This is a genomic window from Ornithinibacillus massiliensis (assembly GCF_018310345.1).
GTDB lineage: Bacteria > Bacillota > Bacilli > Bacillales > Amphibacillaceae > Ornithinibacillus > Ornithinibacillus massiliensis.
On record NZ_JAGXBY010000001.1, the window covers coordinates 206,042 to 220,690 of the forward strand.

Consider the following 14,649-nt stretch of genomic DNA (forward strand, 5'->3'; position numbering starts at 1 on the left):
AATGGAAACTACTAAATTCTAATCGTATTGCATCTACAGATACTAAAGCAAGATAATATTATTTCTTAGAAAAAAATTAGGTGAATAGATAAGACATCTTTTCACCTAATATTTATAATCTATGATGGATCTAAAACGTTGTATTTTTTAACTCTTCCTAAAGTAAATATCATTTCCTCGCCAAAGGAAAACTGATAGCAACTTTAAACATATCCCCATCTATATCTACTTTAAATATACCGCCACTCACATGTGTAAAGCTTTCTGCAATGGATAACCCTAGACCACTTCCATCTTCCGTTCTTGCTTTATCTCCTCTGTTAAATCTCTGAAGTATCTCGTCTGCTGTAAAATCTATTTCATACGAAGAAGTGTTTTTTATTGTCGCTATTCCCATACCGTTCTTTTCTTCAATTTCTATAAATATTCTCGTTCCTTTTAATGAATATTTAAATGCATTATCAAGCACGTTTTGAATTACTCTATAGAGTTTATTCCCGTCGGACACTATTTCTATAGGAGTATCTGGAGACTTCATCTTTATTTGACCCAAATCTTCAATACTATCCTCCATATCTAGTAACGTTTGTTCAATTAACATTCTCATATCAATCGTTTCTAAATTTAAATTAATATCACCACTATTACTCTTTGCTAAATCAAATAAATCAGAAACAATATTCTTCAATCTATCTGATTTTTTCGCAAGGATTTTAACGTAATCTTTTGCAGTATCTGAAAGATCTGTTTCCTTGGACAATAAATCTACATAGCTTATGATCGAGGTTAAAGGAGTCTTCAAATCATGGGATACATTGGTTATTAATTCTATCTTCATCCTTTCTGATTTCATCTGTTCCTCTAAACTCTCATTAATGCCTTTGTTGATCTCATCATATGTCTTATTATTATATTTCACATACCAATATATCAGTACAAGCTCAAGCAATGGTGGAAATATTACTAAGGGAGTATGAATGAACATGATGGTTAATAATATTAAAATTCCGCTACCTATGATGAAGGCTAATTGCCTTTTATGCAGATTCTTAGTTAGTGGATACTTTGCATATCTTCTGCCATCAAATAAACTCTTAACAAAATCCTTTGTATTCCAACAAATGACATATAATATAAAACCCTTTATAAAATTCCGCTTTTTAATCTTTCTCACTAATGCTAATAATCCTACTCCAGATAATAAAGCACATATTGTGGTTACTATTCCAACAAGATACAAGCCAGACCCCTGAATCGAAGGTGTCCGAAGTATATGAGTATAATAGTAATAGTTATCTAGAACATAAATAAACATAGCTATAATTGGCAGAATAAATAATGCTAATAAAATTTCACTATATAACTGATCTATCCAGGTTGTTTGTAATTCTTCTTTTTTTGGCTTCTTTCCTGTAACATTGATTAAAAAGATAATAAGAATTATTGCGATTACCATATAAATGGAAAACTCTATCGCTTGATCACGTAGTATATGGTTTGCATCATTCCAATCTTCCTGCTTTTCTTTCATATAACCATCGTTAAAGGCAATGTACATGGTTGTGTCCTGGCCAAACCATAATGTGAATCTTTTATTAATACTACTACTGTCAGATTCAAAATTTCCCTGATTATATTCATAGAAATAATTACTATAATGTATAAAATCCTCTCTATTAAACTCCTCTCGATTAGTTATTGTTTTCTTACCATCGTTTATATAATAGATTAGATTTTCATTCTCTATTAACGTCTCTTCATTATTATTAAAGTTCGAATATATCCTACGAAAAGTTCGTTCTAGCTCATTCGCAAATGTGTTGCTTTCTTCGTATGTCTCCACCAATAGTGGTTCTATATTATATCCTTCCCAATCTACTTGCATTAATTGAATAACAGCCATGGAAATCATAATAGCTACTATCAAAAATGCTATAAATTTTGTAAATGTATTTCTACTAAAATTTTTCAATTTTGTACCCAATACCCCACACCACCTTTAAATATTTAGGTTCTTTTGGATTTATTTCTATTTTTTCACGAATACGCCTTATGTGGACCATTACAGTATTTTCAACCCCATAAGCAGGCTCTCCCCACACTTTTTCATAGATATGTTCAGCTGAAAAAACAATCCCCGCATTGGTTAGTAAGAAATCTAATATCTTATACTCAGTAGGAGTTAATCGAGTAGGAACACCATCTACTAACAATTGTTTGGATTCTTTATTCAGTTTCAACCCTCCGACTGTAATCTGAGCATTATTTGTAATATTGCCAACATCCCCTAGCGTGATATACCTTCTCAAAAGACTTTTCACCCTAGCAATTAATTCATCTGGATTAAATGGTTTCGTTACATAATCATCTGCTCCCATAGATAATCCTAATATTTTATCACTGTCTTCAGACTTTGCAGATAAAATGATAATTGGTATATTCTTTTGCTCTCTGATCTTTAAGGTGGTTGAAAGGCCGTCTAGTTTCGGCATCATAACGTCTAAAAGAATTAATTGAATATCATTCTGTACCAAAGCATCTAATGCTTCTAAACCATTAAATGCTTGAACAACCTCATATCCTTCCAGCGTTAACAACTTATCTAGCGCATTTGCTATCTCCCTGTCATCATCTACTACCAATATTTTAGTGTCCACAATATGACGTACCTCCTGTAACCTATACATTTAGATTAACCATTAAATCTTTCAATCATCTGTATATAAACCTTACAAATTTCTTAATATTTCCATTCGAAAACAATACCATACATCAGGAGCGTGTGCGGTTCTATGATGTATCCAAGTGATTCTATAATTTTGCTAATTTAATTAACCTACCCCTATTGTATATGTTCAACAAGAAAAGTGCTTCTCCTTTATGTATTGCCTTTCATGGCGTATGAAATAATAGGAAATGGACCATTATAACCTGCTATACGGCAGCAAATCTTTCAACTATATGCTAGGGAGTTAGATGTTCAGATAAAGAATAGAGTCATTGAAATGAAGAGTCACTAGTGGAGGGTAGACTATTGATAATTGGGACGGGAGCTCCAATTGATAGAGTATTTTTAGAAGTGGGACCATTGACGATGTACTGGTATAACATCATTATTGCTGTTGGAACCTTATTAGCGGCTTATTTAGCTACAAGAGAAGCAAAAAGGGTTGGACTAGACAAGGATATCATTATAGATTTTCTTGTTTATGCTGTTCCAATAGCCACCATTTTTGCTCGAATATATTATGTGCTTTTTGAATTTGATCGGTATGCTAGTGGTCCGTTTTGGAAGGTATTTGCCATTTGGGAGGGTGGTATTGCCATTCATGGGGCAATTATTGGAGGAATTATTACTGCAATCTTCTTTACAAGGAAAAGAAAAATATCTTTCTGGAAATTTGCTGATGTATAGCATCTAGCCTAGTATTCAGATAGCTTATGTATCATTGGTGATTTACGTACTGCACAATTAGTATCTATTTTAGCGCTTGTCATTGGAGTTATTGTTATGGTCTATCGAACCAAAACAACAACTGCTCACTATATAGATACGCCAGCGATAAAAAAACGATAAAACCATACATAGAAGAAATGGTTTTCTAAATAGTACTCTGAGAGGAGTAACGAAAGTCAAGCTCTTCCACTATAGTTTTATCCTCATATAGAAGTGGGCAATCAATTGCCCACTTTATTTTTATACATTGGAATTCTTATATGATTAATTCAACGGGGAATTCGCATACCCTTCCGTATAGTCGTAGATTTTACCATTACTTGAATTAACGCCGTAGTAATAGGGTGGAAGGTCATCATCATAATCTCCTACATAAAAATAATGATAATCAACTCCATCCTTAGCTTCTGTTCCTACATATTCAATTTCAGTGTATGGTCCTAGCTGCTCCCATTCCTCCCACAATCTTTCAATTTCTTCTACTGCTTCATCTATTGTTAAATCAATGTTCATATCCTCATTCATTGTTTCTGAATGATTAGTGACAGCATCTGCTGTTGTGGTAGCTTGTGCTGCAGATAATATTTCTTCCGCTTTTTTGATTAGTGCTTCTGATCCTTCAGTCTCTTTGATGACATCCTGTGCTTTTCCCTCAGCAAGCTCAATGTCGTCCAACTCATGAGCGGTTAAAGCCTCTAGGTAATTACTTGTTTGGCTTAATAACGCCGTAGCTTTTGCATCTTGCTTTTTCTCTTCTAGTGCTAGTTCAAAAGCGCCCTCCGCTTTTTGATATTCTTCAATTGCTATGTAATCCAAGCCTTTTTGAATCGCATTATGATAACCCTCATCACTACATCCTGTTAAGATAACGATGATAAATAAACTAGTAATCAATAATTTCTTCATTCTATTTAATTCCTTTCACCTTACAACTTCACTTTCAATAGTAATATTACCTTAAGAAGCTTTATCGATTCTTAAATTATTTCACCTTGATATACGGCCTTTGCAGATCACCTTGATCGTAATTATAAACACTTCCATCAGTTGGATCTATTAAGTATAAGTCGGTCCTCCCTGGGGCTGTAGGGCTTTCCACATAAATGCCATAATAAGGTTTACCATCGAAAGCCAGAACATCTGGCTCTAACTCAAATATAGTAGATGGAGGCCAGTCTCTATCATTTTTAATCGCCTGGAATGCATCTTCAGGCGTTAAATTGACCAGTCCTTTATTGGCGCTTCTTGTCGCTGTCTCTTCTAGCTTCTCGGTCTCAACCTTTTCTTTCTCTTCTTCTTTTCCTTCAACCAGTTCTTTATTGGTTGGTTCTATCTCTACTTGTTCATCTTCTACTGCTATTTCCGCTTCTAACTCAACCTCAATTTTTTCCTTCTCGAGTAAAGCTATTTCGATATTATGTTGTAACATATCAGCATCGTTTTTTAAAGGGTGGAAGAGCAAATGATCTAAATCTGAATTCAATACTGTATCAATTGTTTCTTGCGCCTCAGGATATTTCCCCTCTTCAAAATACTGCATTGCCAAATCATAATTCTCCGTTAGGGCAGACTGTTTTGTTAGTAGATCTTCTATCGATAGCAAAAGCTCTTCTGCCTTATGGATTAATGCACTTGAACCATCTGTTAGTCTACTAACTTCTTCTGCCTTTTCTGTTGCTAGTTCGAGGTCAGCTAGTTCTAAGGCGTCTAAAGCTTCCAGGTAATTTCTTAATTGTGTTAATAGTGCTGTTGCTCCAGAGGCATCCTTTTCTCCCTCTAAAGCTAGCTCAAATGCAGCTTCTGCCTTTTTATAATCTTCACTGGCGATATAATCCAACCCCTTTTGAATCGCATTTTGATAAGCATTGTTATTACAACCAGATAAAATATATAAAAATACAAAACTACTAAACATTATCTTCCTCATGCTATTTCTCCCCCACTTCTACCCGTTACAAACAAGTTAAATTAATATTGAATTATAGCACATCGTTCCAGGTTGTCCTACGAAAGAACTGTTTTGTGACCGCCTACTAGAATAATATGCCTTACTAAGTATAGTGTTTTTTGCTAAGCACGCTATAGTTCGGGACTAATGTATCACATATTGAGCTGTTCATGGTATAGTAGTCCTAGCATAAAAGGAATTCAGAAGGAGAAGAGTAAGCGTGAAGAAAGTTCTATTTAGTAGTTTGTTTTTAGTAGTTATGTTAATGGGGTGTAATGAGGAAGCTTACAATAATGCAATTCAAAAAGGCCTCGATCACATTGGAAGCGCAGAGTATCAGAAGGCTGAAAGTGCATTTGAACTAGCGCTAGAAGAAAAGAAGGAAGATGTAAAAGCAACTGCTTTATTAGCACAAACAAGATATTATCAGGAAGCCCTCGAAGCTTATGAAGAAGCGGAACTAGAAGCTGCTGCAGAAAAAGCTGAGAAGGTTACGAAAGAAACAGAAGGGTCAGATGCATTAATTAAAAAGGCAGAGGAATTAGTCTCCTCTATAGAAGATTTACAGACAACACTAGCTGAAATAATGGAAGAGTATGAATCAGCGATGTACCAATTTGAAGAAGAGGAATATGAAGGTGCCAATAAACTAATAGAAGATATATTAAACAAGGATTTAAGTCATCCACTCTTTCAACCTGTGAAAAAGGAAATGGAAGAATTGCAGCATGATATTGAAGCGGCTGTTCTTGCTAAGGAGAAGGCAGAAAAGGAAAAAGCGGAGCAGGCTGCTGCTAAAAAAGCACAGGAACAAAAAGAACAGTCTACCAAAGTAAATCTAACGGGTGACGAAGCATTAACCATTATTAAAAATCTTAATGACTGGCCGTCAACAACCACATTTGATTTAGACCCTAATTTAATAGAATGGGGAGAAGAAAGTTATTATGGGATTTACATTGATACACATGTAGATGAAAGCAATTCTTCAACAAGTTTATTACGTGTAGATGCTAAGGATGGTTCTGTTTATGACTTCAGTCGTGGAGAGATGGTACCGGTAAATTGAGATGCAAAAACTTAAAATAGCTAAGCATTAGATACTTTACGATGAACCCATATCCTAACTAGTTAGAATCAAATGAAACCTTAAAGCGCTACTAAATCAACGCTTTTGAGGTTTCTTTTTTATACTTCAGAAATCTTTCCCTAATTTAATAATAGTGTCTGCAACTTGTTCCTTTGTGATTGTCATGGAAGCATACTCTTGTACATGATGATCACCAACACATACACTGTATTTAGCGTTTTCAAACAGGCATTGATCATTGCTGTCGTTCCCAAAGGCGATGAAGTCTGTAACATGTAATCTATTAAGTCCATGAACTTTATTAACACCCAGGGGGCTTATATCAATAGCGTTTTCTTTTTTATAAGCAGTAACACTAACAGGTAATTGGGCTATCTCTTCCAGTACCGTTTTGGTAGGGTTAAATAAAACGAGTTTACAAATCTTCTCTAAATCTGTGAATAATCGATTCCTTGCAGATGATTGGTTAATATTATGATAGATAGGGTGGTCCTGACTACCAGTATAGGAATAATCCCATTCTCCATCTGCTAAATACGTTAATTGATAGGTTTGAATAAGGTTATGTAATGGCTCTATTACATCTGGATGAAAGTAATTGGTTGTAATCTTTCCATTCTCTGAGATATAACAACCATTCCCACCAACTAATTTTCCCTTTTGAAGTTGGGTTGGGAGAACAGGTACTAAATCACGGATAGGTCTAGCAGAAGCAAAAATAATATCGTGTCCACACTTCGTTAGTTCATCCAAAGCTTCTATAATAGATGAGTCTATTGTCTTTCCATCAAAGCAAATTGTTCCGTCAATATCGAATACAAATTCCATTTTTAAATCGCCTCCATAAACGAGTATAATTAGTAGTAGTATATTGCCGAAAGGACAGGTGTCCTCAACTGTGGATGTAAAAAAATTCAAACAACTCTACGCTTATGAATTTCCGAACGAATTATTAACTCAAATCCAAAATCGTACCTATCAAACGAATGATTATATTTTAAGAACAGGTGATGAAATTGATGGGTTGTACTTTTTAATCGAAGGGAAATACTATGTATCTAGTCTTGAGATAACAGGTAAAGAATTGTTATTACGATATAGTAAAAGGTCTGGCATATTAGGGGATATCGAAATCTTGGAGCAATGTGCCATTCAATCGAATTGTATTGCTGCTGAGAGATGTGAATTTATCTATGTACCTCTAGCCGTCTATGAGAAATATTTAAAGCATGATATGGCATTTACACAAATACTGTTAAAAGAGTTGGCATATAAATTGAAGACTTGTACGACTTCCTCAAGAGTAAATGCGTTATCACCTGTGTCAGTTAGATTAGCAGCATATTATTGTACGATTGCGTCTCCCGAATCCAATAGTGACTATATAACGTCAAGTAAACTAGATGAGGTAGCTTCATTAATTGGTACTACGAAGAGACATCTTAATCGAATCTTAAAACAATGGAGTGAGGAGGGAAGTATTCATAGAGATGGTGATCATATTCAAATCCTAAATTGGGAGAGGATTAAGCAGCATTCCAATAATGTGCGTTTTGAATAAATTAGATGTAGTCAGGCGCTTTATACCTAAACTACATATAAATGAAGGTTGTCCTAGCCTATTGTAACAGCTATTGTTCAAATTTGCTCAAAGCTATTTCTTTGGCTCGGGATGGGGAACTTTAATCGGGCTGATTATATTATATTAAAAGGTATGAATTGCTTTATAATAGACTAGAAGATAAAAAAAATTCAATAATTTAAAGAAAACTATTACATGAAAGAAAGGAGTGACAACTATTGTATGACAATAAGGCACAAGACTTTATCAAGGAATTGGAAAAGCATCGGAATGAGCAGGATGTTGAGAAAATGAAACGTTTCTTTAAAAGCTCTGACCCAGATACGTTATGTCTGGGACTTCAGATGCGTACCGTTTTTCAGATTGCGAAACAGTTCATGGATATGTCCTTATCTGAGATTGAGAAGGTACTAGAAAGCCCTTATTATGAAGTAAGGATGGGGGCGGTTAGTATCATGGATTATCAAGCGAAGAAAAGGAAAATTTCTGAGGAGGAAAGAAAGTCCCTGTTTGACCTGTATCTACGCAGGCATGACCGCATTAACAATTGGGATTTTGTAGACCGATCGGCACCTTCTGTAATTGGTACGTTTTTATTGGATAAACCAAAGGACATTCTCTATACGCTAGCCCGTTCAAGCAATATGTGGGAGCGCAGAACTGCAATTGTTAGTACACATGCATTTATTAAAAAGGGAGAAATTAATCATACCTTTCGTATCGCAGAAATACTGATCCATGACCCTGAAGAGCTTATCCAAAAGGCTGTAGGCAGTTGGATTCGAGAAGCTGGTAAGCAGGATGAAACAATGCTAAAACGTTTACTGAACGAATACGCACCTACTATGCCTAGAGTTACATTGAGATATGCCGTAGAAAAGCTGAACAAGGAGACAAGGGATTTTTATTTGTCGATGGGGAAGTGAATAGAGGGTGTACTAGGCTGTGGCAGAGGGAGTATCATACCCCACTATCACAGCCTTTTTCTTATCTTCTAAACCCTACTTCGTATTCGTAAACCCGCGATTAATATGAATCCCTTTACCATTACGGTTCCTGCCCTGAAAGTAATATTTATCCTCTACTACTCTCCTCTCCTAGTAATCTAGCCTAAGTAAAAAAAGGTTCCAAAATTTGAAAAAAATGGTTACGATATGAAGGTGTATGTGGACACACAAAATACATATCAATAGCTTACATTATTATTAAACTGACGTATGAAATAGAGGAGTATAACATGAGAAAACGCGGTATCACCGTTAAATTATTCGCTGTAACAGCTTTATTCTTTTTGATATTTTACGCCATGATTTTGATATTTCAGCTATTATTCTTTGATCGTTTCTATCAGCACCATAAAACAAAAGAAGCAAGGGAACACATACATCAATTAGCAGCAGCGTATGAGAAAAATTCTTGGAGCGAGGAGGAACTGACAAAACATACGCTGTCTTATATGAAGGAGACCAAAAGTCCATTGACGATTGTGGATGCGGAAGGTTACCAGTTGGTACAGGATCCGTTTAACATCATGCTGGAAACGAGAGATGGCTACGTTGTAGAGGTATCGCTTTCCTTACTCGTCACCAATTACGGGAAACAGATTCGAGAATTACGTATTACAGAGGGAGATACATTGATGGTGCACGGGGAAGCAGATGCGGAGGTTCCGTTAGTTATTTATCCAACTGTTATTACGAAGAATGGGGCAAGTGTGGGGGAAAGTCCGTTCGAGAACGATGTGATAGTCGAAGGAAAAGTAAAAAGCATTTCGCTGCCTAAGGCTGGGATGATTGAAAGAGGATTAGGGATTCTCTATGATGCGCTACTCGAATGGTTCCCACTAAAGGACGAGCAGTTAAAGAAGCTTTCCAAAGGGGAAAGTCTGCAGCTAGATTGGGTAGAGCCATGGAGTGGAAAACATAATTTAGTACTAATTGAGCCCTTTAAGAAGGATGGCGAAATGCAATTCATGTTCTCTGTCACATCGCTTCAAGAAATCAAAGAAACCAATGAAGCACTTCAGCTATTTTATGTCTATATCGGGATAGCCGGCTTCATTCTGATCCTTTTGCTGTCGTTATTCTTCTCCCGTCTTGTTAGTCGACCGCTAATTAAGCTGAATGAAATGGCAGAAAAAATGGTGCATCTAGACTTCTCGAAGGTGAACCCGATTAAGCAGAAGGATGAGCTAGGAAGCCTTTCAAACAATATGCTTGTGATGGCGAAAAATCTGGATGTGGCACTAAATGATTTGAAACAAGCCAATGACAAGCTGAAGCAGGATATGAAAAAACGTGTGCAGATGGAAAAGGAACAGCGTGAGTTTTTTGAGCATGCATCACATGAACTGAAGACCCCGCTTAGCATTGTCAAAAGCTTTGCTGAAGGACTACAGGATGATGTTAGTCCGGATAAGCAGGACCACTATGTAGAAGTGATTATAGAAGAGTCCGCAAAGATGGAAGTGTTGATTCAGGATATGCTGGATTTAGCTAAGTTGGAAAATGGTGTAATTAAGCTAAGAAAAACATCTTTTCTACTCAGTGAAATGATTGAGGATTTAGCCGATAAACTATTCTGTATTGCGAAAGAGAAAAAGGTCGCGATTGAAATCATGCCGAAGAATGAACAGCATATTTTGGCGGATTATGAGTGGCTGGAGCGAGTCATGCAAAATCTTCTCATGAATGCGGTTCGGCACAGTGAGCCTGATTCTGTCATTGTCATTCGAATCGAATTGGATGCGGAAAATGGTGACACGGTGTTCAAAATTGAAAACAAAGGCACGCAAATCCCAGAAGAACAGCTGGATAAAATCTGGAGACGCTTCTATCGGACCGAATCCTCTCGTAGCCGGATGACGGGTGGTACAGGATTAGGGCTGGCCATTGTTCGGCAAATTCTAGATTTGCATGAATTTCAATATGGGGTGGAAAACATGCCTGACGGTGTGCGTTTCTATGTTCGTTTTCATTAATAGGACTAATTACTTATGAGGACACATAAAAGACATATCGCCTTGTTACTATATTGCTAGATTGGAAGGAAGATTCACGATGGGGAAGAAAGTGTTGCTTGTCGAGGATGAAGTGAGAATCCGAGAAGTGGTAGCTGATTATTTCAAAATGGATGGTTGGGAAGTGTATGAGACGGATAATGGCAGTAGTGCTATTGACTGGTTTAATGCCATTTATCCGGATTTAGTCATTCTTGATATTATGATGCCACAAATGGATGGATTTGCTGTTACCAAGCAGGTTCGTATGAATTCGGGTGTACCAATTATTCTGTTAACAGCAAAATCCAGTGATGATGATAAAGTTCGTGGCTTTGAACTCGGAGCCGATGAGTATGTTACAAAGCCCTTTAGTCCAAGAGTGTTAGTAGCGCGTGCTAATTCTTTAATGAAACGGGTTACCGAGCATTACCTGCCGACAGGACATATGATGAGCTTCGGTGAGGCAATGGTTAACACGAAGGCCCATCAGCTTCAGATTGCGGGCCAACAAGTCGAATTGACACCAAAGGAATATGAATTGTTGGTGTTCCTGCTTCAGCATAAGAATCAAGTCCTTTCACGCGAAACCATTTTGAATCACGTATGGGGCTTGGACTTCGATGGTGATATTCGAGTGGTGGATACACATATTAAAAAACTAAGAGCTAAATTAGGCGGCGAATCTCATCATATCCGAACGGTTATAGGGACCGGCTATAAATTTGAATAAAGGAAGAGAGAAAATGAATAGGCTCAAACAATTATATACGCGCCATGGCGTTCGTTTTGTTTTACATACTTGTTTTTATCTTGGAATCCTTATTACCTTGTTCTTGATGTACGGCTTCCATACAGCCAATACAGGTAACTATATTTACAATGATTTCTAAATGGAGAAGATAATATAATGAAACTTTTAACTAGTATTGCACAGCATGCGGAAAGAAACCCAGAACAGATAGCATTTCGAACAGGAGACCAGGTATTGACCTATGAATTGCTTTGGGACAGATCGAGGCGACTAGCAAGCTTCATACACGCTAAGCAGCTCAAAAGACAGACACCAATTGTTGTCTATGGTCATATGGACATTGATATGCCGGTATCGTTCCTTGGATGTGTACAGGCTGGACACCCTTACATACCGGTAGATACATCTATTCCAATCGAACGAGTGCGTCTAATCGTAGAAAAATCTGGTGCGGGACTGGTTCTGAATACAACTGGTAGTATGCTAGATTTTGAGGATGTCACAGTTTTAGATGTACAGACACTACAGCTGGAGCAAGAAGAGCTGATTGGTGATGACTACTGGGTGAAGCCTGATGAGGTCTTTTATATCATTTATACATCCGGCAGTACGGGAAATCCAAAAGGTGTTCAAATAACCTCATCCAACCTGCAATCTTTTACCGATTGGATGGTCGGTGACTTTCCGTTAGGTCAAGGAAAGGTGTTCTTGAATCAGGCGCCTTTTTCATTCGATTTGTCTGTGATGGACCTTTATCCGGCGCTTCAGAGTGGGGGTGCAATTCATGCCTTGGAGAAAGAAGTCATGAATAAGCCAAAGCTAATGTTTGAGAACTTGAGTCGTTCGGGATTGCAAATATGGACGTCGACACCATCCTTCGTGCAGATGTGTTTTCCAAATCCGGACTTTCATCAAACGATGCTGCCGGAGCTTGAGGTATTCCTTTTCTGTGGGGAAGTGCTACCGCTAGCGGTGGCTAAAGAGCTGAAGGAACGTTTTCCTGGGGCGAGGATTTTTAATACGTATGGGCCAACAGAAGCAACCGTTGCGGTGACATCTATTGAAATTACGGAAGCGTTGCTTGCGCAAGAGAAGGCTCTGCCGGTAGGCTATCCAAAATCGGATATGCGTATCCTCGTTGTGGATGAATCGGGTAATCCGCTACCTGAAGGTGAAAAAGGGGAGCTTATCCTTATCGGGCCAAGTGTTTCAAAAGGCTATCTCGATGAACCTTTACTAACAGAAAAGGCATTCGGCGTGATAAACGGAATGAACGCCTATCGTACTGGAGATGCCGGCTATATACAGGACGGGCTGGTGTATTGCCAAGGCAGACTGGATTATCAAATCAAGCTGCATGGTTACCGGATGGAGCTAGAGGAGATTGAGTTCCACCTTAATCAGTCTGAATATATTAAGGCAGCCATTATTATCCCGTATGTACCAAACGAAGAAATTGAATACTTGATTGCGGCAGTGGTACCAGCGGAGCATAGCTTTGAGAAGGAATACCAGCTGACAGCTGCTATTCGAAAGGATCTTGCTTTACGCTTACCGGCCTATATGATCCCGCGTAAGTTCACGTATCATACTGCTATTCCAATGACGATAAATGGGAAAGTAGACCGTAAGAAAATGAAGAAGAGGTATTCGCATGATTCCATATAGCTCTTTCCTTTTCTTTATCATTCTAGGTATCTTGCTACTGCCAACGATGATTCTCGGCATAATGGGCAAGCGCCTTCGTTATTACAATGTGTTCGTCACCATTGTTGTATTGGCGATTATATTTTCCGGAGGGGATGAAGGCTTCTTCTCGTTAGTAGTCTTCACTATCCTTCAGGTTGTTCTGGTCAAGGGCTATATTTCATATCGGCAGACAAAGAATAGCAGTCTCGTATTCTATATCATTAGCTTTTTGTCGATTCTACCTTTGATTTTATCCAAGCTGTTGCCGATATTGGCAGTGGACAACTGGGCAAGCTTTCTCGGTATCTCTTATCTGACATTCCGAGCGGTCCAAATCATTATTGAAACAAGGGATGGATTGATTAAGGAGCAGCTCTCGGTTTTTCAGCTTGTTAATTTTATGCTGTTTTATCCAACGATTTCATCAGGTCCGATTGATCGCTTCCGGCGCTTCCAAAAGGATGAAGAAAAGCGCTGGACACCGGAAGAGTACAAGGAGCTGCTTTATAAAGGGATCAATAAAATCTTCCTTGGCTTTTTGTATAAATTTATCATTGGCTATAGCATCAATACGTACTTCATTATGAATCTAGATAGTATAGCGACTAGCCAGTTTACGAATCATTTATTGTACATGTACAGCTATAGCTTGTACCTATTCTTCGACTTTGCCGGCTATACGGCGTTTGCGGTCGGAGTTAGTTATATCATGGGAATCCGGTCACCGGAGAACTTTAATATGCCATTCATCAGCCGCAACATTAAGGATTTCTGGAACAGGTGGCATATGTCACTATCGTTCTGGTTCCGTGATTATGTATTCATGCGCTTCGTCCTCTTGATGAAGAAGAAAAAATGGATACAGAATAAAATGCTCGTATCGAATTTAGGTTATATCCTGCTGTTCCTGTTGATGGGGGTATGGCATGGATTAGCGATTCAGTACATTATGTATGGAGCATATCATGCCTTGATGATGGCCGGATTTAATTTCTTCGAGTCCTGGAACAAAAAACATAAACGCTGGCCAACAGGAAGGGCCATGACAGTGGTGTCTATCGTCATCACTTTCCATGTCGTGTGTTTCGGTTTCTATCTGTTTTCCGGCAGACCATTTCAATAAAAGGGGAA

General features: G+C 37.7%; 14 protein-coding genes. 9 read left to right on the forward strand and 5 right to left on the reverse strand.

The features are described 5' to 3' along the window. Nucleotides 1–169 precede the first annotated feature (169 nt). Together KGF86_RS01015 and KGF86_RS01020 are read right to left on the reverse strand one after the other, a co-directional pair. Nucleotides 170–1,984 (reverse strand): sensor histidine kinase, encoded by a 1,815-nt coding sequence (locus KGF86_RS01015; protein WP_211740879.1) that lies wholly within the window; start codon nucleotides 1,982–1,984, stop codon nucleotides 170–172. Beyond that, nucleotides 1,959–2,660: a response regulator transcription factor gene (locus KGF86_RS01020; RefSeq protein WP_211741197.1), complete on the reverse strand. Its 702-nt coding sequence runs from the start codon at nucleotides 2,658–2,660 to the stop codon at nucleotides 1,959–1,961. The genes KGF86_RS01015 and KGF86_RS01020 overlap by 26 nt, the downstream gene beginning before the upstream one ends. Before the next feature lie 374 nt (nucleotides 2,661–3,034). On the opposite strand from KGF86_RS01020, the gene KGF86_RS01025 reads away from it, so the two are divergent. Further along, entirely contained in the window at nucleotides 3,035–3,415 is a 381-nt protein-coding gene (locus tag KGF86_RS01025; RefSeq protein ID WP_246521252.1) for a prolipoprotein diacylglyceryl transferase family protein, read from the forward strand. A 306-nt stretch (nucleotides 3,416–3,721) separates the two neighbouring features. On the opposite strand, the gene KGF86_RS01030 is transcribed toward KGF86_RS01025, so the two are convergent. Together KGF86_RS01030 and KGF86_RS01035 are read right to left on the reverse strand one after the other, a co-directional pair. Beyond that, nucleotides 3,722–4,363: a hypothetical protein gene (locus KGF86_RS01030; RefSeq protein WP_211740880.1), complete on the reverse strand. Its 642-nt coding sequence runs from the start codon at nucleotides 4,361–4,363 to the stop codon at nucleotides 3,722–3,724. 76 nt (nucleotides 4,364–4,439) lie between these two features. Then, nucleotides 4,440–5,384 (reverse strand): tetratricopeptide repeat protein, encoded by a 945-nt coding sequence (locus KGF86_RS01035; RefSeq protein ID WP_211740881.1) that lies wholly within the window; start codon nucleotides 5,382–5,384, stop codon nucleotides 4,440–4,442. A gap of 241 nt (nucleotides 5,385–5,625) precedes the next feature. Here KGF86_RS01035 and KGF86_RS01040 point away from each other — a divergent pair, with 241 nt between their 5' ends. Then, on the forward strand, nucleotides 5,626–6,474 hold the full coding sequence (locus tag KGF86_RS01040; protein WP_211740882.1) for a hypothetical protein: 849 nt from the start codon (nucleotides 5,626–5,628) through the stop codon (nucleotides 6,472–6,474). Between the two features lie 126 nt (nucleotides 6,475–6,600). Here the strand turns inward: KGF86_RS01040 and KGF86_RS01045 are convergent, their stop codons facing one another. Then, nucleotides 6,601–7,323: an HAD-IIB family hydrolase gene (locus KGF86_RS01045; RefSeq protein WP_211740883.1), complete on the reverse strand. Its 723-nt coding sequence runs from the start codon at nucleotides 7,321–7,323 to the stop codon at nucleotides 6,601–6,603. 70 nt (nucleotides 7,324–7,393) lie between these two features. On the opposite strand from KGF86_RS01045, the gene KGF86_RS01050 reads away from it, so the two are divergent. From KGF86_RS01050 to dltB, 7 genes are all read left to right on the forward strand, one after another. Further along, on the forward strand, nucleotides 7,394–8,056 hold the full coding sequence (locus KGF86_RS01050) for a cyclic nucleotide-binding domain-containing protein (RefSeq protein ID WP_186867943.1): 663 nt from the start codon (nucleotides 7,394–7,396) through the stop codon (nucleotides 8,054–8,056). Nucleotides 8,057–8,295: 239 nt separating this feature from the next. Further along, nucleotides 8,296–9,003, forward strand: a complete 708-nt coding sequence (locus tag KGF86_RS01055) for a DNA alkylation repair protein (RefSeq protein WP_211740884.1) — start codon at nucleotides 8,296–8,298, stop codon at nucleotides 9,001–9,003. A 311-nt stretch (nucleotides 9,004–9,314) separates the two neighbouring features. Then, on the forward strand, nucleotides 9,315–11,057 hold the full coding sequence (locus KGF86_RS01060) for a sensor histidine kinase (protein ID WP_211740885.1): 1,743 nt from the start codon (nucleotides 9,315–9,317) through the stop codon (nucleotides 11,055–11,057). 79 nt (nucleotides 11,058–11,136) lie between these two features. Next, nucleotides 11,137–11,808 (forward strand): response regulator transcription factor, encoded by a 672-nt coding sequence (locus tag KGF86_RS01065; RefSeq protein WP_186867946.1) that lies wholly within the window; start codon nucleotides 11,137–11,139, stop codon nucleotides 11,806–11,808. Nucleotides 11,809–11,821: 13 nt separating this feature from the next. Continuing rightward, nucleotides 11,822–11,968: a teichoic acid D-Ala incorporation-associated protein DltX gene (locus KGF86_RS01070; RefSeq protein WP_186867947.1), complete on the forward strand. Its 147-nt coding sequence runs from the start codon at nucleotides 11,822–11,824 to the stop codon at nucleotides 11,966–11,968. 17 nt (nucleotides 11,969–11,985) lie between these two features. After that, entirely contained in the window at nucleotides 11,986–13,497 is a 1,512-nt protein-coding gene (gene dltA / locus KGF86_RS01075) for a D-alanine--poly(phosphoribitol) ligase subunit DltA (protein WP_211740886.1), read from the forward strand. Beyond that, nucleotides 13,484–14,641 (forward strand): D-alanyl-lipoteichoic acid biosynthesis protein DltB, encoded by a 1,158-nt coding sequence (dltB, locus tag KGF86_RS01080; RefSeq protein WP_211740887.1) that lies wholly within the window; start codon nucleotides 13,484–13,486, stop codon nucleotides 14,639–14,641. The genes dltA and dltB overlap by 14 nt, the downstream gene beginning before the upstream one ends. Nucleotides 14,642–14,649 lie beyond the last annotated feature (8 nt).

Excerpts from the sequence above, each read along its gene's own strand:
- dltA (WP_211740886.1), top strand. The coding sequence starts at position 11,986 with ATGAAACTTTTAACTAGTATTGCACAGCATGCGGAAAGAAACCCAGAA.
- KGF86_RS01030 (WP_211740880.1), bottom strand. The coding sequence starts at position 4,363 with ATGAAGAAATTATTGATTACTAGTTTATTTATCATCGTTATCTTAACA.
- KGF86_RS01060 (WP_211740885.1), top strand. The coding sequence starts at position 9,315 with ATGAGAAAACGCGGTATCACCGTTAAATTATTCGCTGTAACAGCTTTA.
- KGF86_RS01065 (WP_186867946.1), top strand. The coding sequence starts at position 11,137 with ATGGGGAAGAAAGTGTTGCTTGTCGAGGATGAAGTGAGAATCCGAGAA.
- KGF86_RS01045 (WP_211740883.1), bottom strand. The coding sequence starts at position 7,323 with ATGGAATTTGTATTCGATATTGACGGAACAATTTGCTTTGATGGAAAG.
- KGF86_RS01070 (WP_186867947.1), top strand. The coding sequence starts at position 11,822 with ATGAATAGGCTCAAACAATTATATACGCGCCATGGCGTTCGTTTTGTT.
- dltB (WP_211740887.1), top strand. The coding sequence starts at position 13,484 with ATGATTCCATATAGCTCTTTCCTTTTCTTTATCATTCTAGGTATCTTG.
- KGF86_RS01035 (WP_211740881.1), bottom strand. The coding sequence starts at position 5,384 with ATGAGGAAGATAATGTTTAGTAGTTTTGTATTTTTATATATTTTATCT.